The organism is Streptomyces sp. NBC_00878 (genome assembly GCF_026341515.1).
GTDB lineage: Bacteria > Actinomycetota > Actinomycetes > Streptomycetales > Streptomycetaceae > Streptomyces.
Genome location: NZ_JAPEOK010000001.1, coordinates 2,317,141 through 2,343,495 on the forward strand (window position 1 = coordinate 2,317,141; position 26,355 = coordinate 2,343,495).

Consider the following 26,355-nt stretch of genomic DNA (forward strand, 5'->3'; position numbering starts at 1 on the left):
CGTGGGAACCACGCGGGTCATGCCGTGCTGCACTGCACCTTTCACGCGGCCACTTCACACACTTCCTGAAACAACCTCTTCTCGGGTGACCTTCCTTTCCACGAGCGCCATTCTTCCTTCCGGGCACGATTACCTCTTCCGGAACAAGCCTTTCTTCCGGCGCACCGGAATCACATCGGAATCACCCTGATTCACCCACGCATCACGCGTAGCCAATTCGGCCGTGGAATGAAACTGCGGGCGTGATTCCTTCGTATCCCCCACCGGAGCACGAATCGCTCCGAACGATACACAAGCAGCAGAAATGACCAGCAAGGAGATCAAGTGGTGGGAAATCCCGGAGAGGTCACGACCATCGATCCGGCCGGCTCCCCGGCCGGCCGCGACCCGGTGAGCGGCACCGAAAGCGTCCTCGCGGAGGTGCTCGCCGGTGTCGTCAAGGTCGAGCAGGTCCCCGTCGACAGTCACTTCTTCGACGACCTCGGGGCCAACTCCCTGGTGATGGCGCACTTCTGTGCCCGGGTCAGGAAGCACCCCGATCTGCCGGCCGTGTCGATGCGGGACGTCTACGGCCACCCGACGATACGCGACCTGGCGGCGGCGCTCGCCGAGGTCCCGGACGAGCCGTCGGCGCCCGCGCCCGCACCGGCCGAAGCGCCCCCACCGGGCAGCACCGCACGGTATGTCCTGTGCGGAACACTGCAGTTCCTCGTCTTCGCGGCGTACTGCCTCCTGTCCGGGCTCATCACCACGCGGGGGTACGAGTGGGTCTCGGCCGGGGACGGCGTGCTGGACATCTATCTGCGGTCGGCCGTCTTCGGCGGTGCCGTCTTCGTCGGTGTGTGCACGGTCCCGGTGGTGGCCAAGTGGGTGCTGATCGGCCGCTGGAAGGAGACCGAGTTCCCCGTCTGGAGCCTCGCGTACCTGCGCTTCTGGACCGTCAAGGCACTGCTGCACGCCAACCCGATGGTCATGTTCGCCGGCAACCCGCTCTACGTTCTCTATCTGCGGGCGCTCGGCGCGCGCATCGGCAAGAACGTCACGATCCTCTCCCACTCGGTCCCGGTCTGCACCGACCTGTTCACCGTCGGCGCGGGCACGGTGATCCGCAAGGACTCGTACTTCCTGTGCTACCAGGCGCACGCCGGGCGGATCCGCACCGGCCCGGTGACCCTGGGCCGGGACGTCTTCGTCGGCGAGAAGACCGTGCTCGACATCGGCACCTCCATGGGCGACGGTTCCCAGCTCGGCCACGCGTCCGCGCTGTACGGCGGCGCCGCGGTGCCGGACGGACAGCACTGGCACGGCTCACCGGCCCAGCGCACGGACGTGGACTACGTACGGGTCGCGCCGGCGGACTGCGGCACCGCGCGCCGGGTGGGCTACGGCCTGGCCACCGTGCTCCAGACACTGTTCCTCTACGTGCCGCTCCTCGTCGGGGGTACGTACATGCTGCTCACGGTGGCTCCCGCGCTCGACGTGCTGCTCGACCGGAACACGCGGCACATCACGTCGGCACGGTTCTACGCAGAGGCGCTCGGGCTGTCGCTCGCGCTCTTCCTGTGCTTCATCCTGATCGGCTTCGCCACCGTGTCCGTGGTGCCGCGGCTGCTGAACCGGCTCCTCGAACCGGACCGGGTCTATCCGCTCTACGGCTTCCACTACTCGGTGCAGCGTGCCGTCGCGCGCCTGACCAACGTGAAGTTCTTCAAGTGGCTGTGCGGGGACAGCTCGTACATCGTCCACTACCTGCGGGCCCTCGGCTACGACCTCTCGCACGTCGAGCAGACCGGCTCCAACTTCGGTACGGAGGTGGCGCACGAGACGCCGTATCTGGCCTCCGTCGGCAGCGGCACGATGGTCGCGGACGGGCTGTCGATCATGAACGCCGAGTTCTCCGGCACGTCGTTCCGCGTCTCGCGCGCGACGATCGGGCCGCGGAACTTCCTCGGGAACCACATCGCCTACCCCGCCGGGGGCCGCACCGGCGAGAACTGTCTGCTCGCGACGAAGGTCATGGTCCCGCTCGACGGCGAGATACGCGAGGGTGTCGGCCTGCTGGGCTCGCCGCCCTTCGAGATACCGCGGACCGTGGAGCGCGACACCCGCTTCGACCACCTCCGTGAGGGCGACGAACTGCGCCGCCGTCTCGCCGCGAAGAACCGCCACAACCTGCGCACCATGGGCCTGTTCCTGTTCATCCGGTGGCTGGACTGGTTCGCCATCACACTCCTCGGCTTCGCCGCCTTCGACCTGTACGGGGATCAAGGCGCCCTCGGCGGCCTGCTGGTCGGCGCGTCCCTGATCGTCGGCCTCGTGTTCACCACCGGCTACTACGTGCTGGTGGAGCGGCTGATCTGCCGGTTCCGTCCGCTGGAGCCGCGGCTGCACTCCATCTACGACCCGCTCTTCTGGAAGCAGGAGCGGCTGTGGAAGATCCCCGACCGGCACATCAGCGTCTACAACGGCACCCCGTTCAAGAACCTGGTCTGGCGGCTGCTCGGGGTCCGGATGGGACGCAGGGTCTTCGACGACGGCTGCTCCATCACCGAGCGGACGCTCACCGCCATCGGAAGCGACAGCACGCTCGGCGCGCACAGCAAGGTGCAGTCGCACTCGCAGGAGGACGGCACCTTCAAGTCCGACCACATCGAGATCGGCGACGGCGTCACGCTCGGCGTCGGCGCACTCGTCCACTACGGCGCGTCAATGGGGGATGCCGCCGTACTCGCTCCCGACTCCTTCCTGATGAAGGGCGAGGAAGTGCCGGCGGGGGCCCGCTGGGGCGGGAATCCGGCAGTCGCTCCGCGACACGCCTGAGGCTCCACGGCACAGAGGAAGAAAGACAACAGGGGGGAAGAAAGACCATGGACACGATCCCGAAGTGGACGTTCGATCCGGTGCCCGGCAACGCGGAGTACGAAGTGCCGCTGCCCGAGGGCCTGTTGAGGGAGCCCAGCGCTCTCCTGGCCGCACACGCCAGGGTCCTCGCCGCACTGTCCGGCGAGCGCGAGGTGACCGTCGGGTACGTGGCGGCGAAGGGCGAGCGGCCGAGGCCGTGCCCGCTGACCGTCGGTACCGGCTCCTGGCGTGACCTGCTGGAGCTCGCGCGTGCGGCCGAGGCGGACCTGGCCGCGGATGAGGCGGGGGACAAACGGGCCGCGGACGGGGCGGGGGACGAACCAGCCGGGTACGGGGCGGGGAGCGAACCGGCCGCGGACGGGGCAGGGAGCGAACCGGCCGCGGACGGGGCAGGGAACGAACCGGCCGCGTTCGAGACGGTGCTGGATCCGCACGGCGGCCGGGGCCCCGAGGACACCGTGCTGCACGTGTCGTTCGAGGACCGCACACTGCGCCTGCGCTACCGCACCGACGTCCTCGACGCCGACGCAGCCGCCCGAATCGCGGGCTACCACCTCACCGCGCTCTCCCTGCTCACCGCCGATCCGGACGCCGCACCCGGCCGGCAGAGTCTGCTGTCCGACGACGAACTCCTCTTCCAGCTCGACGGGCTGGCCGGACCGGACCGCGAGCTGCCGGACCGCCGGGTCCACGAGCTGTTCGAGGCAAGGGTGTCGGCGCATCCCGACGCCGTCGCGGCCGTGCGCGGCGACGAACGGTGGACGTACCGCGAGCTCAACTCCCGCGCGAACCAGCTCGGCCGGGCCCTGCTGACCCGCGGGCTGCGCCGCGAGGACGTCGTCGCCGTGGTCATGGAACGCGATCTGGACTGGATGGCCGCCGTCCTCGCCGTCCTCAAGGCGGGCGGCGTGTATCTGCCGATCGAGCCGCACTTCCCCGCCGAGCGCATCGCGGCCACCCTCGCGCGCGCCGGCTGCGAACTCGTCCTGACGGAACACGGCAGCACCACCACCCTGGACGAGGCGGCCACGGGCACCCGCACCCTGCACGTCGACACGGCCTACGCGGAGAACCACCCCGACAGCGACCTCGGCATCCCGGTCGCCGCCGGCCAACTCGCCTACATCTACTTCACCTCCGGCTCCACCGGCGAGCCCAAGGGCGCGATGTGCGAGCACGCGGGCTTCCTCAACCACGTCCACGCCAAGCTCGACGACCTGGGCGTCGGCGAGGGCCAGGTGGTCGCCCAGACCGCGCCCCAGTGCTTCGACATCTCGCTGTGGCAGCTGGTCTCCGCGCTCCTGGTCGGCGGCCGGACCCTGCTGGTCGAACAGGAGGTCATCCTGGACGTCCCCCGGTTCGTGGACACCATCACGCAGGGCCGGGTCAACGTGCTCCAGGTGGTCCCGTCGTACCTCGAAGCCGTGCTCGCCGAGTTGGAGCAGCGCCCACGCGAACTGCCGGACCTGCGCTGTGTGTCGGTGACCGGGGAGGCGGTGAAGAAGGAGCTCGTCGAGCGCTGGTTCGCGACCGAGCCCGGGATCCGGCTGGTCAACGCGTACGGGCTGACCGAGACCTCGGACGACACCAACCACGAGGTCATGGAGCGGGTGCCGGACCAGGACCGGGTCCCGCTCGGGCGGCCGGTCGCCAACGTACGCGTGTACGTCGTCGACGAGGACCTGTGCCCGGTCCCCCTCGGCGCGCCCGGCGAGATCGTCTTCTCCGGGGTCTGCGTCGGCCGCGGGTACGTCAACGACCCCGAGCGGACCAGGGCGGCGTTCACGTCCGATCCGTACCGGCCGGGCGAGCGGCTGTACCGCAGCGGTGACCACGGCCGCTGGCTGCCCGACGGCAAGCTGGAGTTCCTCGGCCGCCGGGACAACCAGGTCAAGATCCGCGGCTTCCGTATCGAGATCGGCGAGATCGAGAACGCGCTGCTGCGGGTGCCCGGCGTCCGGGACGGTGCCGTGGTGGTCGTGGGGGGCACGCGGCTGGTGGCGTTCTGCGCCGGGTCCGGCCCGCTCGGCTCCGGATCCGACCGGCCCGGCGCGGGGGCCGTGCGGGAGCGGCTGGCCGTGTCGCTGCCCGCGTACATGGTCCCGTCGGCCGTCCACTGGCGGGAGAGCCTGCCGCTGACCGCCAACGGCAAGACCGACCGCAAGACGCTGACCGCGCTCGCCGGGGAGCTCGACTCCGCCGGGATCGGTTCGCGCGCCGGTCAGGGCCCGCGCGCGCCCGGCACCGCGAACGAGCGCCGGGTGGCGGCGGCCTGGGCCGAGGTGCTCGGCATCCCCACGGACCGGATCGGCCGCCGGGACCACTTCTTCGACCGCGGCGGCACCTCGCTCGCGGCGGTGAAGCTGGCGATCGCCCTGGACCGGGCGATCACCCTCAAGGACGTCACCCGCCACCCGGTCCTCGCGGACCTGGCGGGACTCCTGGAACCGCCCGCCCCCTCCTGAACCACGGCCGACCACACGAGAAGCGACGAAAAGTCGCAACGGAAAAGTCGCAAGAGACGGACGAGACGGAACCGAAGGCAGCTACGACACCCATGACCGGAACACCGCACACCCGCACGACCGAACACCGCAAGGCCGAAAGGAAGCACCTGATGTCGTCTTCATCTCCGACGTTGCTCCCGGACGTCGACCTGCGCCCCGGCAGCCCTCCGATCCTGCGTGCCGACGCCGCGGGCAACACGGCGGGCTGGGCCGCCGAACACCGCGACGCGCTGCGGGCCGTCGTCGCCGAGCACGGCTGCGTCCTGGTCCGTGGCCTGGAGCTGCGCGACCCCGCCACGACCGCGACCGTCTTCCGCCGGCTGGCCGCCGGCCTGATGCCCGACCGGGAGTCCTTCGCGCCCCGGCGGACGTACGAGGACGGCGTGTACTCCTCGTCCAAGTGGCCGCCGAACCAGCAGATGTGCATGCACCACGAGCTGAGTTACGCCCTGGAGTTCCCCTCGCTGATGCTGTACGCCTGCCTCGACGCGCCCGACCAGGGCGGGGCCACCGCGGTCGCCGACGCACCGTCCGTGCTCGCCGCGCTGCCCGCCTCCCTCACGGAACGCTTCGAGCGCGAGGGCTGGCTGCTCACCCGCACGTACAACGACGAGATCGGGGCGACCCTCACCGAGGCCTTCGGCACCGAGGACCGCGCGGCCGTCGAGCACTACTGCCGTACCCACGCGATCGAGTTCGCCTGGCAGTACGACGGCTCCCTGCGCACCCGGCAGCACCGCAGCGCCGTGGTCCGCCACCCCGTCACCCGGCGGCGCTGCTGGTTCAACCAGATCGCGTTCCTCAACGAGTGGACGATGGACCCCGAGGTGCACGAGTACCTGGTGGACGTCTACGGCTCCGACGGTCTCCCCTTCAACACCCGCTACGGGAACGGCGATCCGATCGGCGAGGACGTCGCAGGGACCATCAACGAGGTGTACGAGGCGCACACCGCGCGCGAGCCGTGGCGCTCCGGCGATCTGCTGCTCGTCGACAACATCCGTACCGCACACAGCAGGGAGCCGTTCGAGGGCCCGCGCGAGGTGCTCGCCGCGCTCGCCGACCCGGTCCGGCTGACCGACTGCGCACCGACCACCGAAGTGAGGGCCGCATGACCACCACGGACGAGAACGGCACGACCACCACGGAACCCGGGACGCTCATGCCTCCCCCGTTCTCCGTCATCTCCGGCGCCCAGGTCCACGAGGCCCTGCACGGGCGGGAGTCCGAGATCGTCGACCTGGTCGAGACCGTGTACCGCGTGCACGGCGCGGGCGACTCGGTGAACCCGCCGTCGTACTTCCTGAAGTTCCCGGACCGGCCGTCGTCCCGGATCATCGCGCTGCCCGCGTCGATCGGCGGGCCGGTGGGGGTGGACGGCCTGAAGTGGGTCTCCAGCTTCCCCGGCAACACGGCGAGCGGTCTGCCGCGCGCCTCGGCGGTGCTGATCCTCAACGACCACGACACGGGCTACCCGTTCGCGTGTCTGGAGAGCTCGATCATCAGTGCCACCCGGACGGCGGCCTCGGCGGCCCTCGCGGCCGACCGGCTCAGCCGCGACCGCGCCCGGCCCACCCGGGTCGGGTTCATCGGTACCGGGCTGATCGCCCGCTACATCCACACCCATCTGGCCGCCACCGGCTGGTCGTTCGAGGAGACCGGGGTGTACGACCTGTCGGCGGACAGCGCGGCCGGCTTCAGCGGCTACCTGGAGCGGTCGGGCACCAAGGGCAGGATCGCCGTGCACGACAGCGCCGAGTCGCTGATCCGCTCCAGTGACCTGCTGGTCTTCGCCACCGTCGCGGCGAAGCCGCACGTCCACGACCCGGCGTGGTTCTCCCACGCCCCGCTGGTGCTGCATGTGTCGCTGCGCGACCTCGCGCCCGAGATCCTGCTCGACTCGGCCAACTTCGTGGACGACGTCGAGCACTGTCTGAAGGCCGAGACCTCGCCGCACCTGGCCGAACAACTCACCGGAAGCCGCGACTTCATCGACGGCACGCTGGACGACGTGCTCTGCGGGCGGGTGACCGTACCGGCGGACCGGACGGTGGTGTTCTCGCCCTTCGGCCTCGGGGTCCTCGACCTCGCGGTCGGCAAGTTCGTCCACGACGAGGTGGCCCGCAGGGGCGAGCCGCACGTCGTCGACGGCTTCTTCCACGAACTGCGCCGGTACGGCTGACCGGCGGGCACCGCGCCGCGCGAGGAGCGGGGCGCGGTGCCGCATGAAGGAGGGGGACATCATGCCCGTCATTTCCGAACCAACACAGTTCAACGAGGACGAGCTCTACGTTGACCTGCGAGCGGCACTGGGGCTGCCGCTCTTCCTGAAGTGCGAGGGATTCAACTTCGCGGGCTCGATCAAGCTCAAGGCCGCCACCGAGATGGTGAACGCCGCCGAGCGCGACGGCGTGCTGCGGCCGGGATCCGTCCTGGTCGAGTCGTCGTCCGGGAACCTCGGCGTGGCGCTGAGCATGATCGCGGCGAGCCGTGGCTACGGGTTCCTGTGCGTCACCGACTCACGCTGCAATCCGGCGACCCGGCGGATGATGGAGGCACTGGGCAGCGTGGTCCACGTGATCGACGAGCCCGACCTGCACGGCGGCTTCCTGGGCGCGCGGATCGCGTACGTCAGCGCAGTGTGCGCCTCGGACGACCGGTACGTGTGGCTCAACCAGTACGCCAACGAGGGCAACTGGCGCGCGCACTACCGCACCACGGCACCGGCCATCGCCCGCCGTTTCCCGCACCTGGACGTGCTGTTCGTCGGGGCCGGCACCACCGGCACCCTGATGGGCTGCGCGCGCTGGTTCTGGCAGCAGCGGCGCCGCGTGCGGATCGTGGCCGTGGACACGGTCGGATCGGTGACCTTCGGGGGGCCGCCAGCCCCCCGGATGATCCCCGGCCTGGGCATGGCCGTCCGTCCGCCGCTGCTCGACGAGTCGTACGTGGACGACGTGGTGCACGTCCCGGAGCCGGACACGCTGCGTGCCTGCCGTCGACTGGCCGCCCGGGGCTTCCTGTTCGGCGGCTCCACCGGCACGGTGGTCAGCGGCGCGTCCGAATGGCTGGCCCGGTACGGGCGGCGGGAGCTCACGGCGGTGGCGATCGCCCCGGACCTCGGCGAGCGCTACCTCGACACGGTCCACCGCCCGGGCTGGGGGGTGAACGTCCACGGCGAGGACACGCTCGGCGGCTCCGGCGAGCTGGCCGCCCTGTCGCACCCCGCCTGACCGGCACGGCGTGGCGGAGTGAGGCACGGCCCGGTGCGGCGGGAGTTCGGTGACGACCGCCGTACCGAGGGGTAGGTTCGCAGGCATGGCAGCCAGCACCCACACCGTGACCAACCAGGCCCCGCCGCTGGTCGCGTACGACGTCTTCAACGCCGACCGGGCCCTGGTGGAGGCGGTCGACCGGCACCTCGACCCACAACTGGCCGACGAGCCACAGCTGCTCGACGAGGCGCGCGACGACCTGTCGGCGCTCGGGCGTACGTCCGGATCGGCGCAGGTCCAGTCCTGGGGGGCACTGGCCAACGAGAACCCGCCGAAGCTGCGCACCCACGACCGCTACGGCAACCGGATCGACGAGGTCGACTTCCATCCGTCCTGGCACCGGCTGCTCGGCAAGGGTGTCTCGGCGGGCCTGACGGCGGCGTGGACGCGGCCCGGCGGGCATGTGCGGCGCGCGGCCGCCTTCGTGGTCTGGACGCAGGTCGAGGCGGGGAACTGCTGCCCGCTGTCGATGACGCACGCGGCGGTGCCCGCACTGCGCACCGACCCGGCTCTCGCCGCCGAGTGGGAGCCACGCCTCACGTCCACGGTGTACGACCAGGACATGCGGCCCGCGGCACGGAAGGCCGGCGTGCTCCTCGGGATGGGCATGACGGAGAAGCAGGGCGGCAGCGACGTACGGGCGAACACGACGACCGCGCGAGCACTGGCCGAGGACGGGACGTACGAGCTGTCCGGTCACAAGTGGTTCTGCTCGGCGCCGATGTCGGACGGCTTCCTGGTGCTGGCGCAGGCACCGGACGGGCTGACGTGCTTCCTGGTGCCGCGGGTCCTGGAAGACGGCACACGCAACGTGTTCATGATCCAGCGACTCAAGGACAAGCTGGGCAACCGGTCGAACGCGTCGGCCGAGGTCGAGTTCGACGGGACGTGGGCGCGCCGGGTCGGGGACGAGGGACGCGGGGTGCCCGCCATCATCGGGATGGTCGCGGCGACCCGCCTCGACTGTGTGCTCGGCTCGGCGGGACTGATGCGCCAGGCCGTCTCCCAGGCCGTCCACCACTCCACGTACCGCGAGGCGTTCGGCGGCAGGCTGATCGACAAGCCGCTGATGCGGAACGTCCTGGCGGACCTGGCCCTGGAGTCGGAGGCCGCGACGACGCTCGGGCTGCGTCTGGCCGCCGCGTACGACGACGGGAGCGAGCAGGAGCGGGCGTTCCTGCGGCTCGCGGTCCCGGCCGCGAAGTACTGGGTGACGAAGCGGTGCACGCCGGTCGTGGCGGAGGCCCTGGAGTGCCTGGGCGGCAACGGCTACGTGGAGGAGTCGGGCCTGCCGCGGCTGCTGCGCGAGTCGCCGCTCAACTCCGTCTGGGAGGGCGCGGGCAACGTCCAGGCGCTGGACGTCCTGCGCGCCCTGCAACGCGAGCCGGGGGCCCTGAACGCCTACCTCCAGGAGGTCGGCAAGGCGCGCGGCGCCGACCACCGCCTGGACGGCGCGATCAAGAACATGCTGACCGAACTCGCCGACCTGGAGGGCATCGAGGGACGCGCCCGGCGGGTGGTCGAGCGGATCGCGGTGGTGCTCCAGGGCTCGCTGCTGGTCCGGTTCGCGCCGCCGGAGGTCGCCGACGCGTTCTGCGCCTCACGCCTCGGCGGGGACTGGGGAACGACGTTCGGGACCCTGCCGCACACCCTGGACCTCGGCTCGGTGGTGGAGCGGGCGCGGCCCGTCTCCTGAGACACCGTCTCCAGACACCCCGTCTCCTGAGACACCGTCAACACGCGTACGGCACGGGGGTGGTGCTGCGCCGACACGGCACCACCCCCGTTCTGTGGCCCCGTTGAGCGGAGCACGCACACCGCGCGAGGCGGCGTTACGCCAATTTTTGGACATACGGCGGAAGTTCACCAGGGTTGCAGAGGGTTGCAAGCTCTCCCCACCCCGCGCGAAACCTCCGCGCCACGTCCGGAGTGTCGCCGTCCACGACGGACAGGCGGCACTATGAGACGTGCAGTCAGTACGGGCCCTGGGTCCCACGGCCGGAAAGACTGGGACCAGTTGTCCGCTCAGACTCTCCGGGAGGACCCAGTGGCGCACTCGCCGATGGACATGACGCGGCTCACCGCCCTGGACGCGGCGCAGGCGGCACGGGTGCTCGACGAGGTGCGCAACGCGACCCTGGCCGGCGAGCGCGCCCGGCTCGATCCGCGGCCGGTCATCGGGGAGTCCTGGGGGCGGATGCTGCGCTGCGGCGTCGACCCCGACCACGACTTCCGCGCCGGAGTGCTCGGCCCCGACGAGGTCGAGCGGCGCCGCCGCGACTCCCCGCTTCGGCACATCCTCCCCGTACTGCGGGAGGGGCTGCTGTCGGTCGCGGACACCGCCCACCACATCATGGTCGTGGCGGACCCGGAGGGCCGCGTGCTGTGGCGCGAGGGCAGCCGGCCGGTGCTGCGCAAGGCCGACGGGTTCGGCTTCGAGATCGGCGCGGACTGGGGCGAGGAGGTCGTCGGGACGAACGGTGTCGGCACCCCCGCCGTGGTCCGCCGCCCCGTCCAGGTCTTCGCCGCCGAGCACTTCGTACGCACCCACGCCACCTGGACCTGCACGGGAGCGCCGATCACCGATCCGCGCGACGGCGAGCTGATCGGGGTCGTGGACCTCAGCGGGCCCTGGGAGACCATGCACCCGGCGACGCTCGCGTGGGTCGACTCGGTGGCCAAGCTCGCCGAGGCGCGGCTGCGGGAGCGGCATCTGACCGCGCTGGACCGGCTGCGCGCGGTGGCCGCGCCGGTGCTCGCCCGGATCACCGGCCGCGCGCTCGCGGTCGACAAGGACGGCTGGACCGCGGCGATCACCGGCATGCCGTACGTGGACAGGCTCGCGCTGCCCAGGACGATCGGCGCGGACCGGATCTGGGTACCGTCGCTCGGCCTGTGCTCGGTGGAACCGCTGCCGGGCGGCTGGCTGGTGCGTGCCTCGGACAAACCGGTGCCCCGCGCCGCCACCCGGATCGCGCTCGACCTGACGCGGTCGCGCCGCTGGTCGGTGACCGTGACGGGCGGCGCCGGCACCTGGACCCACGAACTGAGCCCCCGCCACGCGGAGTTACTCTGCCTCCTGGCCCTGCACCGCACGGGCCGCAGCGCCGCGGCCCTGGCGGACGACATGTTCGGCGACCCGGCCCGCACGGTAACGGTACGAGCCGAAATGTCCCGCGTGCGACGCTATCTGGGCGGGGCCCTGGAACACCGGCCGTATCGTTTCTGCGAGGACGCGGAAGTCGAACTCCTCCTGCCGGACAACCGCTTGAACCTACTCCCCCACTCAACGGCACCGGGAATTCTCAGGGCAAGGAAAACCGCCTGATAAGGGGCGCGGGGAACTGCGCGACAAGCCCCCACACACCCGCAGCCAACACACAACGCCCCCCGCTCAACCCGCGGAGCGACCCGCGACCGATTCCGGCATATTCGACCGAGCCACCCGCCCTCTGACGTACCATCCTTCCCACGGCCCCCCACATCCGCCCCCTCCGGCGCTCAACCGCCGGATCACAGGAGGCAGTTGGCCGACGACGGGAGGACCTATGACGTCCAGAGGCAGACACCGCCGCCGAAAGAAGGGGCGTGTCCTGCGGGGCGCGCTGTCCGGAACCGCCCTCGCCCTCACCGCCGCCGCGACCATCATCAGCACCTCGCAGGCCGCGGGGAGCGACAATCCCGGCCCGCTGACGTCGATCACCTCCTCGTCCGAGGTCAACAAGCTCCAGCTGCACGAGAACCTGGTCAACGAGACCACGCTCGACACGCTCCAGAGCGGGATGGGCGGGAACGTCGGGGTCGACACCGTCCTCGACAGCGCCAACCACCCGATGCGCAACAAGGCCGACTGCGACGCCACCGAGTCGGCGGCCCTGCCCGTCGAGCCGGCCGCCACCCGCGCGTACTGCTGGGACGACGGGGACGCGAAGACACAGAAGTGGCTGCCGCAGTCCGTCACCACCTCCGGGGACGCCGACAACGACGGCAAGTGGGGCGACGACCGCGTCATCCTCGCGGGCTGGACGCACAACGACGACAAGGCGGGCGAACCGGCCGACGACAAGGGCCTCGCCCGGGTCGCCGTCATCGACGCGAACGACCCGGACAACCTCACGTACCGCTGGGTTCTGCTGGTCGCCCCGGTCTCCGGCGGCCAGGACTTCGAAGCCGTCCGCTCCCGCCTCGGCGGCATGGTCTGGTACCAGGACAAGCTGATCGTCACCGCGAAGAACGGCGCCGATCACGACAGCGCCCTGTACGTCTTCGACATGAACCGCATCCTCCAGGCCGACGTCGACAGTCCCGAGGTCGGCAAGGTGGACGGCGGCTGGTCGGCACGCGGCTACCAGTACGTGATGCCCGCCATCGGCTCGTACAGCCTCACCGGCGGAGCCTGCGACGCGAGCAACGACAACGGGGTCCCCTGTTTCGGCTCCATCTCCCTGGACCGGACATCGACCCCGGACAGCCTGGTCGCGAACGAGTGGTTCAGCTCCGGCGGCACCGAGCCTGCCCGCGTCTGGCGCTACGACTTCAGCACCGCGAGCGACCGCGCGGGGCTGCTCGGCAGCGACGCCCGTGACAACGTGAACGCCGACGACGCGTACGAGACCAAGGCCGTCGGGCTCCAGGGCGTCCTCTCCCACAAACCGAGCGGCGCGAGCGAGGCCGACTGGTACACGGGGTACGACCCGGGCAGCCGCGACCGGCACGGCACGCTCTGGCGGCAGAGCGAGGGCACCGCCAAGGCCGCGAAGTGCGGGTCCGGTGTGGCGTACGCCTGCTGGGGCCGGCACACCGAGTCCCTGTCGTACTGGCAGGAGACCGGCGAGCTGTGGACCCTCACCGAGTCGGCGGCGAACCCGGAGCGGGTCCTGTACGCGGTACCGCTGTCGGCGGTCGCCGCCTCAGTGGAGTGATCTGCTCGGTGAAGTGATCTGTCCGGTGAAGTGATCTGCTCGGTGGAGTGATGCGGGCGATCCGTGTGCCGTCCGCGACGTGATCGGAGTGGCCCCCGACGGCTGACCTCGGGCGTCGACGAAGAGCCCGCGGCGGCCGTCAACATGGGCGTCCTGGAGGCGGGGCCCGCTTTGGAGCGGGCCCCGCCTTCGTGGTTCGCTGGCCCGCATGAGCATCGCTGTGACCACCTGGTCCCTGGAGCAGACCTCCCCGGCCGACCAGCTGCCCGCCGCCGCCCCCGACGGCGACGTCCGGATCGTCCGCGCCGAGGTGCCCTCCCCCGAGTTCAGCCGCTACCTGTACACCGCGGTCGGCGGCGACATCCGCTGGACGGACCGGCTCGGCTGGACGTACGCGCAGTGGCAGGAGGACCTGGACCGGTCGGGTGCGGAGACCTGGGTCGCGTACGACCGCGGGACGCCGGCCGGGTACGTGCACCTGGACGCGCAGGACGACGGCGTCGTGGAGATCGTCCACTTCGGGCTGATCCCCGCCTTCCGGGGCCGGCGCATCGGCGGGCACCTCCTCTCGCGCGGCGTGGCACGGGCCTGGGACCTGGCCGACCGCTGGCCCGGGCGGGCGCAGACCAAGCGCGTCTGGTTGCATACATGCAGCAAGGACGGGGAGCACGCGATGGACAACTACCTGCGCCGCGGCTTCAAGCTCTTCGACACCAAGGTCGAGGAGGAGCCGGATGTGACGGCCCCCGGGCCCTGGCCGGGGGCGCACGTCGACTGACCTGGCACGACACGGTCCGCTCCGGTCCGTGTGACTGACACCACCCTTGTCTCACACCTCGGGACAAGGGTGTCCGAATCGTGGACGAAGCTGGACTGTGTCCAGATCGCCGTGACACGCTTCCGTCATGTCTGGAACTGGGATTGCCTTGGTGAGTCGGCGGCACGTCGACCTCGGCCGCATGTCCAGCGCCATCTGTCCGGCGAGCTGACCGCCCCGGCACGGCCGGTATTTCCCCGTTTACTTCCCCCCTGCGCGATGAAGCGCACGCGTTTTCGTGTGCGCTCGTTTCCGCAGGTATGAGCCGCTCTCCTTCCTGTCCCGCAGTCCCGAAGGACGTATCAACCATGGCCGCCACCCCGCAGAATCCCGCCGCCGCGCCCCGCCGCAAGGTGAGCCGTCACCGCGGTGAGGGTCAGTGGGCCGTGGGTCACTTCACCCCGCTCAACGGCAACGAACAGTTCAAAAAGGACGACGACGGTCTCAACGTGCGGACACGCATTGAGACGATCTACTCCAAGCGGGGCTTCGACTCGATCGACCCCAACGACCTGCGCGGCCGGATGCGCTGGTGGGGCCTCTACACCCAGCGCAAGCCCGGGATCGACGGCGGCAAGACCGCGATCCTGGAGCCGGAGGAGCTCGACGACAAGTACTTCATGCTGCGGGTGCGGATCGACGGCGGACGCCTCACCACCCAGCAGCTGCGGGTCATCGGCGAGATCTCGCAGGAGTTCGCCCGGGGCACCGCGGACCTCACCGACCGGCAGAACGTCCAGTACCACTGGATCCGCATCGAGGACGTCCCGGAGATCTGGGAGCGCCTCGAAGCCGTCGGGCTTTCCACCACCGAGGCCTGCGGTGACACGCCCCGCGTCATCCTCGGTTCACCCGTCGCCGGGATCGCCGAGGACGAGATCATCGACGGCACGCCCGCGATCGACGTGATCCACCGCCGGATCATCGGCAACAAGGACTTCTCGAACCTGCCCCGCAAGTTCAAGTCCGCCATCTCCGGCTCACCGCTGCTCGACGTGGCGCACGAGATCAACGACATCGCCTTCGTCGGCGTGAACCACCCGGAGCACGGCCCCGGCTTCGACGTCTGGGTCGGCGGCGGTCTCTCCACCAACCCGAAGATCGGCCAGCGCCTCGGCGCCTGGGTCCCGCTGGACGAGGTCCCGGACGTCTACGAGGGCGTCATCTCGATCTTCCGCGACTACGGCTACCGGCGCCTGCGTACGCGCGCCCGGCTGAAGTTCCTCGTCGCCGACTGGGGTGTCGAGAAGTTCCGTCAGGTGCTGGAGGACGAGTACCTGAAGCGCACGCTCATCGACGGCCCGGCGCCCGACCAGCCGGTCGCCCGCTGGCGCGACCACGTCGGCGTGCACCGGCAGCAGGACGGCCGGTACTACGTGGGCTTCGCCCCGCGCGTGGGCCGCGTGGACGGCGCGACCCTCACGAAGATCGCCGAGCTGGCCGAGGCGCACGGCTCCGGCCGCCTGCGCACCACCGTCGAGCAGAAGATGATCGTGCTCGACGTCGAGCAGGAGCGGATCGACTCGCTGGTGGAGGGCCTGGAGGCGCTCGACCTGACGGTCCGGCCGTCGCCCTTCCGGCGCGGCACGATGGCCTGCACCGGCATCGAGTACTGCAAGCTCGCCATCGTCGAGACCAAGGCGCGCGGTGCCTCGCTGATCGACGAACTGGAGCGCCGCATCCCCGAGTTCGACGAGCCCATCACCATCAACATCAACGGCTGCCCGAACGCCTGCGCCCGTATCCAGGTCGCGGACATCGGCCTCAAGGGCCAGTTGATGCTGAACGACCAGGGCGAGCAGGTCGAGGGCTACCAGGTGCACCTCGGCGGCGCGCTCGGCCTGGAGGCCGGCTTCGGCCGCAAGGTCCGCGGTCTGAAGGTCACTTCGGAGGAACTGCCCGACTACGTCGAGCGCGTGCTCAAGCGCTTCGAGGAGGAGCGCGAGGACGGCGAGCGCTTCGCCACGTGGGCCACGCGGGCCAGCGAGGAGTCGTTGTCATGAGCGAGCGTGCGGCGCCCTTCTACTGCCCCTACTGCGGTGACGAGGACCTGCGTCCCAGCGAGCAGGGGCACGGCGCGTGGGAATGCGCGGCATGCAGTCGAGCCTTCCAACTGAAGTTCCTCGGGCTGCTTGCCCGGGGGGTTCAGCGCACCGACGGTGGAGGGGACGAGATATGACGACCGTTCGGATCGATGCCGATACCCATACCGATACCGACACCCATACCGATACCCGTACCGAGAATCAGGCCGACCCTGAGCTCGGCCGGGACGCCGAGCTCAAGGCGCTCGCCGAGCAGGCCGGCCGCGACCTGGAGGACGCCTCCGCACTGGAGATCCTCCAGTGGGCGGCGGACACCTTCGGCAAGCAGTTCTGTGTGACCTCCTCGATGGAGGACGCGGTGGTCGCCCACCTCGCCTCCCGCGCGAGGCCCGGCGTGGACGTCGTCTTCCTCGACACCGGCTACCACTTCGAGGAGACCATCGGCACCCGGGACGCGGTCGAGGCCGTGATGGACGTCAACGTCATCACGCTCACCCCGCGCCAGACCGTGGCCGAGCAGGACTCCGAGTACGGACCGAAGCTGCACGACCGCAACCCCGACCTGTGCTGCGCGCTGCGGAAGGTCAAGCCCCTGGAAGAGGGGCTCACCAAGTACCGCGCGTGGGCGACGGGTCTGCGCCGCGACGAGTCCCCGACCCGGGCGAACACCCCGGTCGTCGGCTGGGACGAGAAGCGCCGCAAGGTCAAGGTCTCGCCGATCGCCCGCTGGACGCAGGACGACGTCGACGCGTACGTCACCGAGCACGGCGTACTCACCAACCCCCTGCTGATGGACGGCTACGCCTCCGTCGGCTGCGCCCCCTGCACCCGCCGGGTCCTTGAGGGCGAGGACGCTCGCGCCGGCCGCTGGGCGGGCCGCGCGAAGACCGAGTGCGGACTGCACGGCTGATCATGGCTGCTACTTCGATGAATTCGTCGCCTTCGATGAACCAGGAGATTCAAGTGACCGGAGCCACCATCTGGCTCACGGGTCTGCCGAGCGCCGGCAAGACCACCATCGCGTACGAACTGGCCGGACGGCTGCGCGAGGAGGGCCACCGTGTCGAGGTGCTCGACGGCGACGAGATCCGTACGTTCCTGACGGCGGGCCTCGGCTTCAGCCGCGAGGACCGGCACACGAACGTACAGCGCATCGGTTTCCTCGCCGACCTGCTGGCCCGCAACGGCGTCAAGACGCTCGTGCCGGTCATCGCCCCGTACGCGGACAGCCGCGAGGCGGTGCGGGGGCGCCACCAGGCGAGCGGGGCCGCGTACCTGGAGGTGCATGTCGCCACTCCGGTCGAGGTGTGCAGCGAGCGGGACGTGAAGGGCCTGTACGCCAAGCAGGCGGCGGGCGAGATCTCGGGTCTCACCGGGGTCGACGACCCGTACGAGGAGCCCGAGTCGCCGGATCTGCGCATCGAGTCGCACACCCAGTCCGTGCAGGAGTCCGCGGCGGCGCTGCACGCGCTGCTCGCCGAGAGGGGTCTCGCATGACGACGACCGTTGCCGATGTCTCCGAGGAGGGGACCGACAGCCCGTACGCGCTGAGCCACCTGGACGCTCTGGAGTCCGAGGCGGTGCACATCTTCCGTGAGGTGGCGGGCGAGTTCGAGCGGCCGGTGGTCCTCTTCTCCGGCGGCAAGGACTCCATCGTCATGCTGCATCTGGCGCTGAAGGCGTTCGCGCCCGCCGCGGTGCCGTTCTCGCTGCTGCACGTGGACACCGGGCACAACTTCCCGGAGGTCCTGGAGTACCGCGACCGTACGGTGAAGAAGCACGGGCTGCGGCTGCACGTCGCCTCCGTGCAGGACTACATCGACCGCGGCGTCCTCAAGGAGCGCCCGGACGGGACGCGTAACCCCCTGCAGACCCTGCCGCTGACGGAGAAGATCCAGGCCGAGCGGTTCGACGCGGTGTTCGGCGGCGGACGCCGGGACGAGGAGAAGGCCCGCGCCAAGGAGCGGGTGTTCTCACTGCGGGACGAGTTCTCCCAGTGGGACCCGCGCCGCCAGCGTCCCGAGCTGTGGAACCTCTACAACGGACGGCACGCGCCCGGCGAGCACGTCCGCGTTTTTCCGTTGAGCAACTGGACCGAGCTGGACGTCTGGCAGTACATCGCCCGCGAGGGCATCGAGCTGCCGGAGATCTACTTCGCGCACGAGCGGGAGGTGTTCCAGCGGGCCGGCATGTGGCTGACGGCGGGCGGCTGGGGCGGCCCGAAGGGCGGCGAGAGTGTCGAGAAGCGGCAGGTCCGCTACCGGACCGTGGGCGACATGTCCTGCACGGGTGCCGTCGACTCGGACGCCACCACGCTGGACGCCGTGATCGCCGAGATCGCCGCCTCCCGGCTCACCGAGCGGGGCGCCACCCGCGCCGACGACAAGATGTCCGAGGCCGCGATGGAAGACCGCAAGCGCGAGGGGTACTTCTAACCATGACCAGCACCGCCGAACCCACCGTGCCGCTCTCGGTCGAGCAGCTCTCCGAGACGACCCTGCTGCGCTTCGCGACCGCCGGGTCCGTCGACGACGGCAAGTCCACCCTCGTCGGCCGCCTGCTGCACGACTCCAAGTCGGTCCTCACCGACCAGTTGGAGGCCGTGGAGCACGCCTCGCGCAACCGCGGCCAGGACACGCCCGACCTCGCGCTGCTCACCGACGGTCTGCGGGCCGAGCGGGAGCAGGGCATCACGATCGACGTGGCGTACCGTTACTTCGCCACGGCCCGGCGCCGGTTCATCCTCGCCGACACGCCCGGACACGTGCAGTACACCCGCAACATGGTGACGGGTGCCTCCACGGCCGAGCTGACGGTGGTCCTCGTGGACGCCCGCAACGGTGTCGTCGAGCAGACCCGGCGCCACGCGGCGATCGCCGCGCTGCTGCGCGTCCCGCACGTCGTGCTGGCGGTCAACAAGATGGACCTCATCGAGTACAAGGAGTCCGTCTTCGCGGCGATCGCCGAGGAGTTCACGGCGTACGCCTCCGAGCTGGGCGTCCCCGAGATCACCGCGATCCCGATCTCCGCGCTCGTCGGCGACAACGTGGTGGACCCGTCGGCCAACATGGACTGGTACGGCGGCCCGACCTTCCTGGAGCACCTGGAGACGGTCCCGGTCAGCCACGACCTCACGACCTGCCACGCGCGTCTGCCCGTGCAGTACGTGATCCGTCCGCAGACCGCCGAACACCCCGACTACCGGGGGTACGCGGGCCAGATCGCGGCCGGCGCCTTCCGCGTCGGCGAGGCGGTCACCGTGCTGCCCTCCGGCCGTACGTCGCGGATCTCCGGGATCGACCTGCTCGGCGAGCCGGTCGACGTGGCCTGGACGACACAGTCGGTGACGGTCCTCCTGGAGGACGACGTCGACATCTCGCGCGGCGACCTGCTCGTACCGACCAAGGACGCACCCGCGACCACGCAGGACGTCGAGGCGACCGTCTGCCACGTCGCCGACGCGCCGCTGACGATCGGCCACCGCGTGCTGCTCAAGCACGGCACCCGCACGGTCAAGGCGATCGTCAAGGACATCCCGTCCCGGCTGACCCTCGACGACCTGTCGCTGCACCCGCACCCGGGCCACCTGGTCGCCAACGACATCGGCCGCGTCAAGATCCGTACGGCCGAGCCGCTGCCGGTCGACTCGTACGCCGACTCCCGGCGCACCGGTTCCTTCATCCTGATCGACCCCTCCGACGGCACCACGCTCACCGCGGGCATGGTCGGCGAGTCCTTCGCCTCTCCGGAGCCGGTCAAGGCCGAGGCGGACGACGACGGTTGGGACTTCTGACATGACTTCCCACGACTTCTACTCCACGTTCGCGAAGGAGGGCGGCCGCGTCGGCAGCGGCGCCCTCGGCAGCGGGCACGGCGGGGTGGCGCGATGTGCGTGCTGACGTACGCGCACTGCCTGCGCGCCCCGTCCCCCCGCCCGCCGTCGCGGATACGACGAAGACCTGCCGACCTCCCGGCCACGACCTGAAGAACGTGACCGCCGGGCCAACGAGAGGAACCCCTCCCGTGCCTGCCAACCGCTCCCGAGCCTTCCGGCGCACTGCCGCGGCCATAGCCGCGCTCCCCCTCCTCACCCTCGCCGCCTGCGGCTACGGCTCCGAGTCCAAGGACGACGGCACCTCGAAGGTCGCCGCCGAGGGCAAGAAGCTCTCCACCGACACCGTCCGGATCGGCTACTTCCCGAACCTGACGCACGCCACCGCACTCGTGGGCGACCAGGAGGGGCTGCTGCAGAAGGAGCTGGGGGGCACGAAGGCCTCGTACGCCCAGTTCAACGCGGGTCCTTCGGAGATCGAGGCGCTCAACTCCGGTTCGATCGACATCGGCTGGATCGGCCCCTCGCCCGCCATCAATGGCTACAGCACCACCGACGGCAAGGGCCTTCGGATCATCGGCGGCTCCGCGTCCGGCGGTGTGAAGCTGGTGGTCAACCCGGACAAGGTCAAGTCCCTGAAGGACATCAAGGGCAAGAAGATCGCGACCCCGCAGCTGGGCAACACGCAGGACGTGGCGTTCCTCAACTGGATCGCGGAGCAGGGCTGGAAGGTCGACGCCGAGAGCGGCAAGGGCGATGTGTCCGTGGTCCGCACGGACAACAAGATCACCCCGGACGCCTACAAGTCGGGCTCCATCGACGGTGCGTGGGTGCCGGAGCCGACCGCGTCCAAGCTGGTCGCCGAGGGCGGCAAGGTGCTGCTCGACGAGGCCGGCCTGTGGCCGGACAAGAAGTTCGTGATCACGAACATCATCGTGTCGCAGAAGTTCCTCAAGGAGCACCCGGACGTCGTCGAGGCGGTGCTGCGTGGCTCGGTGAAGACCAACACGTGGATCAACGCCAACCCGGACAAGGCGAAGGCCGCCGCCAACACCAAGCTGGAGGAGCTGTCCGGCAAGGCGCTGCCCGCCAACGTGATCGACCCGGCGTGGAAGTCGATCCAGTTCACCGACGATCCGCTAGCCTCGACCCTCAACACCGAGGCGGAGCACGCGGTGAAGGCGGGTCTGCTGGAGCAGCCGAAGCTCGACGGCATCTACGATCTCGCGCCGCTGAACAAGGTCCTCAAGGCTGAAGGCAAGAGCACGGTCGAGGACGCCGGTCTCGGCGTCAAGTAAGCCCGGACACTCATGAGTTCCCAGGAGGTGACGACCATGGCAACCGCCCTCGCCAAGACCGTCGACGCCAGTACGTCGGTGGAGTACGCCGCGCGGATCGAGCACGTCTCGAAGTCCTTCGCCGGACCCGCCGGGCAGCAGCTCGTCCTGGACGACATCACGCTCGATGTCGCGCCGGGCGAGTTCGTCACCCTCCTGGGAGCCTCCGGGTGTGGCAAGTCGACGCTGCTGAATCTGGTCGCCGGGCTCGACAAGCCGTCCGCGGGCGGCATCAGCACCGACGGCCGCCCGGCCCTGATGTTCCAGGAGCACGCCCTTTTCCCGTGGCTGACCGCGGGCAAGAACATCGAACTCGCCCTGAGGCTGCGGGGCGTGCCGAAGTCCGAGCGCCGTGAGAAGGCGGAGGAGCTGCTCGAACTCGTCCGCCTGAAGGGCGCGTACGGCAAGCGGGTGCACGAGCTGTCGGGCGGTATGCGGCAGCGGGTCGCCCTGTCCCGCGCGCTCGCGCAGGACAGCAAGCTGCTGCTGATGGACGAGCCGTTCGCGGCACTCGACGCGATCACGCGGGACGTGCTGCACGACGAACTGACGCGTATCTGGCGCGAGACGAACGTGTCGGTGCTGTTCGTGACGCACAACGTGCGCGAGGCGGTACGGCTCGCCGAGCGTGTGGTGCTGCTCTCCTCGCGCCCGGGGCGTGTCGCGCGGGAGTGGACGGTCGACATCCCGCAGCCGCGCCGTATCGAGGACTCCGCCGTGGCGGAACTGTCCGTCGAGATCACCGAACAACTGCGTGGGGAGATCCGCCGTCATGGCCAGCACTGAGACGAGCACCGTCAAGGACGGCAGCGTCACGAACAGTGGCGTCACGAACGGCGGCGGCAAGGAAGGCAACGACCTCGCCGGACTCGAAGCGGGCCTCGACGCGCTGGAGACGGTCCAGACCAGCCGCACTCCGTTCCGCAAGACCTTCGTGGAGAAGATCTTTCCCCCGATCGTCGCCGTGGCACTGGTGCTGGTGGTCTGGCAGGTCCTGGTGTGGGCGAAGGTCACCGACAGCTACAAGCTGCCTGCGCCGTCCGCGGTCTGGGACGAGGTCACCGAGGCCTGGCTCCAGGGCACGCTCCTCGAATACATCTGGACGAGCGTCTCGCGCGGCCTGCTCGGCTTCCTCATGGCCCTCGCCATCGGTACGCCCCTGGGTCTGCTGGTCGCCCGGGTGAAGTTCATCCGCGCGGCGATCGGCCCGATCCTGTCCGGGCTCCAGTCGCTGCCCTCGGTGGCGTGGGTGCCGCCGGCGGTGCTCTGGCTCGGGCTGAACGACTCGATGATGTACGCGGTCATCCTGCTCGGCGCGGTCCCGTCCATCGCGAACGGGCTCGTCTCGGGTGTCGACCAGGTGCCGCCGCTGTTCCTGCGGGCGGGCCGCACGATGGGCGCGACGGGGCTGCGCGGTACGTGGCACGTCGTGGTGCCGGCCGCGCTGCCCGGCTATCTCGCGGGTCTGAAGCAGGGCTGGGCGTTCTCGTGGCGTTCGCTGATGGCCGCGGAGATCATCGCGTCCTCGCCCGACCTGGGCATCGGCCTCGGCCAGCTGCTGGAGAACGGCCGAACCGCCAACAGCATGTCCATGGTGTTCCTCGCCATCCTCCTCATCCTGATCGTCGGTATCGCCATCGACCTGCTGATCTTCAGTCCGCTGGAGCGGTGGGTGCTGCGCACCCGCGGCCTCCTCGTGAAGAGCTGAACTCCCATGCCCGCACCGGTACTTCTCGTCATCGCCCACGGCAGCCGCGACCCGCGCCATGCCGCGACGGTGCACGCCCTGGTGCGGCGCGTCCGGGCCCTGCGCCCGGGCGTACGCGTGGAGACCGGCTTCCTGGACTTCACCATCCCTTCGGTCCCGGGGGTGTTGGAGTCGCTGGCGGCGGAGGGGGTGAGGGATGTGGTGGCCCTTCCTCTCCTCCTCACCCGGGCCTTCCACGCGAAGGCGGACATCCCGGCGGTGCTGAGTGAGGCTCCCGCCCGGCTGCGGATCCGGCAGGCCGAGGTGCTCGGTCCGTCGCCGCTGCTGACCGCCGCACTCGAACGGCGGTTGTACGAGGCGGGGTTGGCGCCCGTCGACAAGTCCTCGACCGGGGTCGTGCTGGCCTCGGCGGGGTCCACGGACCCGGAGGCGATCGCGGTGATCGCGGATATCGCGGAGGAGTGGCGGCGGACCGGTTGGCGCGCCGTGCGGCCCGCGTTCGCGTCCGCGTCGTTGCCGCGTACGGAGGATGCGGTGCGGGAGTTGCGCGCTCTCGGCTGCGCGCGAGTGGCTGTCGCCCCGTACGTACTGGCTCCCGGCTTCCTGCCGGACCGGATCGCGCGGGGGGCGGCCGAGGCGGACATCCTGTCGGACGTCCTGGGCCCGGCACCGGAGGTGGCCCGCGTGCTCCTGCACCGCTACGACGCGGCGCGGATTCCTGCGCTGGCGGCGATCGGCGCCTGAGCCGGGGGCTTTCTTCGCCCCCGCCGCCCCTACCCGTCCCGTCCCTGGGGGCTCCGCCCCGTACAGTTTCTTCTCACGCGCGAGCGCTGATTGATCGGCCATGAATAAGGCCCCGGTATTCCCTCGCATCTGCGGGGCGGATACCGGGCCTTATCTGTGTTTCTAGGCTTCGATGGCCTTCAAGCCCTCGTACACCTCGCGCAAGTCGGGCGCCTCCGGAAGTTGTCGAGCCTCTACCGCTTTGACGACTTCCAGCGCTCGCCAGTGATTTGATGGGACTACGCGCCCACTGAGTATGGCTTTCTGGGCGGAGTCGCAGGCTTCGTCAAGGCGGTTGTCCGCGAGGAGAACTAGCGCCAAGTCAATGTTGGCGGAGGCCACTCGGCGCGGCCATTTGGTGATGTCATTGGAAGGGCTCAGACGCGCGATAACCTCACGCGCGTAAGGTTCTGCCGCAGCGTCGCCCAACCATGCGAGGGTAGTTGCCGTGTAGGCGAGCGCTTTTGCAGGGTCGTACTGATAATGATGCTCTTTCGGGCGCTCAGTAATTCCCAGCTTGGCAGCCATCTTCTGTACCCGCTCGATAGCCGTGTATGTCTCTGTCGCGTGGCCAAGCCTCGCGTGTGCGCGCCCTTCCTGGGCGGTTGCCTGAATCAGTGCCGACGTTCCCGGAGGCGCGACATTTTGAGCGGCTAGGGACAGTTCAAGTGCCCGCGCGTAGTCGCCATCTGTTAGCACGCGCCACGCGTCGGTTTCGTAGCACCATGCTTCGATTTCCGGGTGTTCCACTTGCCGGGCGAGCGTGACAGCCGCTTGCAGTCTGGCCGTTGCTGCATGGATCTGTTTGAGGTCGATGTGGAGCGTTGCGCCGAGGAGGGACAGCCAACCACCGACTACCAGCAAACGTCTGTGTTCCGCGAGCGTCTTGCGCGCGTCAAGCAACTGCACGACATACGCGGAGTGCTGCCGTACCCGTTCCAAGAGTTCAGCCGGAGGAGTTACCGGATAGGCGGTGGCCAATTCATCGAAGGCGCGCTCTAGTCGCGCAAGCGTTTCCGGTCCGACGTCGCTTTCCTGCACTCGGCGAGCCAATTCCCAGGCGGCCATTTCATCGTTGTTGGCAGGCTCAGCGACTGTAATCCATCCGTTCACCGGACCGGAGGGCAGAACGTCGGAGGCAAGCAATTCGTCCAGCTCTCTGGACGTAACTTGCAACAGCTTTGCCATCTTCGGCCGCTGATGCGGTTGGGGGTCTACTTCTCCCCGTTCCCAGCGTTGCACCGTGGTGCGATCGACTTTCAGGGCATCTGCGAACTGCTCTTGGGTGTACCCGCTCGCCTTCCGGCGCTGTGCTAGACGCTGCCGCTTGCCTGCCATGCCCGTACTCCGTCCGGGTGCCGTCTTCCCTGGTCAGGGTAGCCCGTGCAGCCAACGTGCCGCCTAAATGCGGCAGTTCTGCCGTGGTGCGGCCTCCGTGCAGCGCGGCAGCGTGGACAGACGCAAGGACCCCCGCGACCGCGCGACCGGTCCGGGGGCGTGGACCACCTGAAGGAAGCAGGCAGCCACCCATGTACGTATCACGTCTACTCGATCGAGTGAGAGCGGCCCTGGGCCGACGCGCCCCCGGCAGACACGCCCGCCCCGCAACACCTCCTGTAGCGCCGCCTGCGCCCCGCAGGCGCCCCAGCCCGAACGTGCTGGGCGCGAGGCTGGTCGACGTGCGCAGGCAACGTAGGGGCAGGCACGCCCAGGGTGAGGCATGGCAGCCGCAGCCGCATGTGCGCTCAGAGTGGTTCCCGCCTGCCGACTGGGAGCGCACAGGCGCCATGGTCCGGCCCTACGTGGCCAACCTGGGCGAGGCGCCCAGGAGCGCGCGCACAGGCGCCCAGGGCGCCCCGTGGGGGCACGTCCAGTGATGACGATTGAGGTCTACCGGATCAATCCGGAGACAGGCGCCCGTACTCCCGTTCGCAGCAAGCACACCGTGAAACCGGCGCGCGTGCCGGACTACTCAAGCTCATATCCGCCTTGCTCGTGCCCGCGCTGTAAGGGCAAGGGCAGTAGAGGCAGGCTGAGTGCCCAGGTGGCCGAAGCGAACCGGCGTAGCAGGGGGGAACTGTGACGCGCTCGATCATCAAAGCCGCTGAATGGACGCTCGGGCCGGAAACCGCCGAGGGTGCCCCGCAGGGCATCTACTCCGCCGAGTGCATGATGTGCGGGGTGCAGACTCAGCCAACTGACGATGAACGCTTGCCAGTTGAGGTATGGGCGTTGAAGCACACGGGCTTGAACCCGACGCATCGTCA

The 26,355-nt window shown here is 69.8% G+C and carries 21 protein-coding genes; 20 read left to right on the top strand and 1 reads right to left on the bottom strand.

Annotated elements, in window-relative coordinates; all coding sequences use genetic code 11:
• The first annotated feature begins 354 nt into the window (after positions 1-354).
• From OHA11_RS09380 to OHA11_RS09470, 20 genes are all read left to right on the top strand, one after another.
• Positions 355-2,820 carry a Pls/PosA family non-ribosomal peptide synthetase gene (locus OHA11_RS09380; RefSeq protein WP_266507050.1) on the top strand — a complete coding sequence of 822 codons (2,466 nt, stop codon included), beginning with the start codon at positions 355-357 and terminating at the stop codon, positions 2,818-2,820.
• A 47-nt stretch (positions 2,821-2,867) separates the two neighbouring features.
• Positions 2,868-5,327: a non-ribosomal peptide synthetase gene (locus OHA11_RS09385; protein WP_266494005.1), complete on the top strand. Its 2,460-nt coding sequence runs from the start codon at positions 2,868-2,870 to the stop codon at positions 5,325-5,327.
• 152 nt (positions 5,328-5,479) lie between these two features.
• Entirely contained in the window at positions 5,480-6,484 is a 1,005-nt protein-coding gene (locus OHA11_RS09390) for a TauD/TfdA family dioxygenase (protein ID WP_266494007.1), read from the top strand.
• Positions 6,481-7,551: a 2,3-diaminopropionate biosynthesis protein SbnB gene (sbnB, locus tag OHA11_RS09395; RefSeq protein ID WP_266494008.1), complete on the top strand. Its 1,071-nt coding sequence runs from the start codon at positions 6,481-6,483 to the stop codon at positions 7,549-7,551. The genes OHA11_RS09390 and sbnB overlap by 4 nt, the downstream gene beginning before the upstream one ends.
• Before the next feature lie 61 nt (positions 7,552-7,612).
• Positions 7,613-8,602, top strand: a complete 990-nt coding sequence (sbnA, locus tag OHA11_RS09400; RefSeq protein ID WP_266494011.1) for a 2,3-diaminopropionate biosynthesis protein SbnA — start codon at positions 7,613-7,615, stop codon at positions 8,600-8,602.
• 85 nt (positions 8,603-8,687) lie between these two features.
• Positions 8,688-10,340: an acyl-CoA dehydrogenase family protein gene (locus OHA11_RS09405; RefSeq protein WP_266494014.1), complete on the top strand. Its 1,653-nt coding sequence runs from the start codon at positions 8,688-8,690 to the stop codon at positions 10,338-10,340.
• A 351-nt stretch (positions 10,341-10,691) separates the two neighbouring features.
• The gene (locus OHA11_RS09410; RefSeq protein WP_266494017.1) at positions 10,692-11,972 is read left to right on the top strand and encodes a GAF domain-containing protein; all 1,281 of its coding nucleotides are present in this window, start codon (positions 10,692-10,694) and stop codon (positions 11,970-11,972) included.
• A gap of 220 nt (positions 11,973-12,192) precedes the next feature.
• Positions 12,193-13,566, top strand: a complete 1,374-nt coding sequence (locus OHA11_RS09415; RefSeq protein ID WP_266494019.1) for a hypothetical protein — start codon at positions 12,193-12,195, stop codon at positions 13,564-13,566.
• A gap of 208 nt (positions 13,567-13,774) precedes the next feature.
• On the top strand, positions 13,775-14,344 hold the full coding sequence (locus OHA11_RS09420; protein WP_266494022.1) for a GNAT family N-acetyltransferase: 570 nt from the start codon (positions 13,775-13,777) through the stop codon (positions 14,342-14,344).
• 127 nt (positions 14,345-14,471) lie between these two features.
• Positions 14,472-14,555 (top strand): putative leader peptide, encoded by an 84-nt coding sequence (locus OHA11_RS48315; RefSeq protein ID WP_309486338.1) that lies wholly within the window; start codon positions 14,472-14,474, stop codon positions 14,553-14,555.
• 136 nt (positions 14,556-14,691) lie between these two features.
• Positions 14,692-16,386, top strand: a complete 1,695-nt coding sequence (locus OHA11_RS09425) for a nitrite/sulfite reductase (protein WP_266494024.1) — start codon at positions 14,692-14,694, stop codon at positions 16,384-16,386.
• Entirely contained in the window at positions 16,383-16,562 is a 180-nt protein-coding gene (locus tag OHA11_RS09430; protein ID WP_266494026.1) for a hypothetical protein, read from the top strand. The genes OHA11_RS09425 and OHA11_RS09430 overlap by 4 nt, the downstream gene beginning before the upstream one ends.
• Complete coding sequence (locus OHA11_RS09435) at positions 16,559-17,338, top strand: phosphoadenylyl-sulfate reductase (RefSeq protein WP_266494028.1); 780 nt, start codon at positions 16,559-16,561, stop codon at positions 17,336-17,338. The genes OHA11_RS09430 and OHA11_RS09435 overlap by 4 nt, the downstream gene beginning before the upstream one ends.
• 35 nt (positions 17,339-17,373) lie before the next feature.
• On the top strand, positions 17,374-17,925 hold the full coding sequence (gene cysC, locus OHA11_RS09440; protein WP_266494030.1) for an adenylyl-sulfate kinase: 552 nt from the start codon (positions 17,374-17,376) through the stop codon (positions 17,923-17,925).
• Positions 17,922-18,863, top strand: coding sequence for a sulfate adenylyltransferase subunit CysD (gene cysD, locus OHA11_RS09445; protein ID WP_266494032.1), 942 nt, complete (start codon positions 17,922-17,924; stop codon positions 18,861-18,863). The genes cysC and cysD overlap by 4 nt, the downstream gene beginning before the upstream one ends.
• 2 nt (positions 18,864-18,865) lie before the next feature.
• Positions 18,866-20,221, top strand: a complete 1,356-nt coding sequence (locus OHA11_RS09450; RefSeq protein ID WP_266494034.1) for a sulfate adenylyltransferase subunit 1 — start codon at positions 18,866-18,868, stop codon at positions 20,219-20,221.
• A gap of 230 nt (positions 20,222-20,451) precedes the next feature.
• Positions 20,452-21,558 carry an ABC transporter substrate-binding protein gene (locus OHA11_RS09455; RefSeq protein ID WP_266494037.1) on the top strand — a complete coding sequence of 369 codons (1,107 nt, stop codon included), beginning with the start codon at positions 20,452-20,454 and terminating at the stop codon, positions 21,556-21,558.
• Between the two features lie 36 nt (positions 21,559-21,594).
• Positions 21,595-22,383 carry an ABC transporter ATP-binding protein gene (locus OHA11_RS09460; RefSeq protein WP_266494038.1) on the top strand — a complete coding sequence of 263 codons (789 nt, stop codon included), beginning with the start codon at positions 21,595-21,597 and terminating at the stop codon, positions 22,381-22,383.
• The gene (locus OHA11_RS09465; RefSeq protein ID WP_266494040.1) at positions 22,370-23,305 is read left to right on the top strand and encodes an ABC transporter permease; all 936 of its coding nucleotides are present in this window, start codon (positions 22,370-22,372) and stop codon (positions 23,303-23,305) included. The genes OHA11_RS09460 and OHA11_RS09465 overlap by 14 nt, the downstream gene beginning before the upstream one ends.
• Before the next feature lie 6 nt (positions 23,306-23,311).
• Positions 23,312-24,049 (top strand): sirohydrochlorin chelatase, encoded by a 738-nt coding sequence (locus OHA11_RS09470; protein ID WP_266494043.1) that lies wholly within the window; start codon positions 23,312-23,314, stop codon positions 24,047-24,049.
• A 162-nt stretch (positions 24,050-24,211) separates the two neighbouring features.
• On the opposite strand, the gene OHA11_RS09475 is transcribed toward OHA11_RS09470, so the two are convergent.
• Positions 24,212-25,426: a helix-turn-helix transcriptional regulator gene (locus OHA11_RS09475; RefSeq protein ID WP_266494045.1), complete on the bottom strand. Its 1,215-nt coding sequence runs from the start codon at positions 25,424-25,426 to the stop codon at positions 24,212-24,214.
• Between the last annotated feature and the right edge of the window lie 929 nt (positions 25,427-26,355).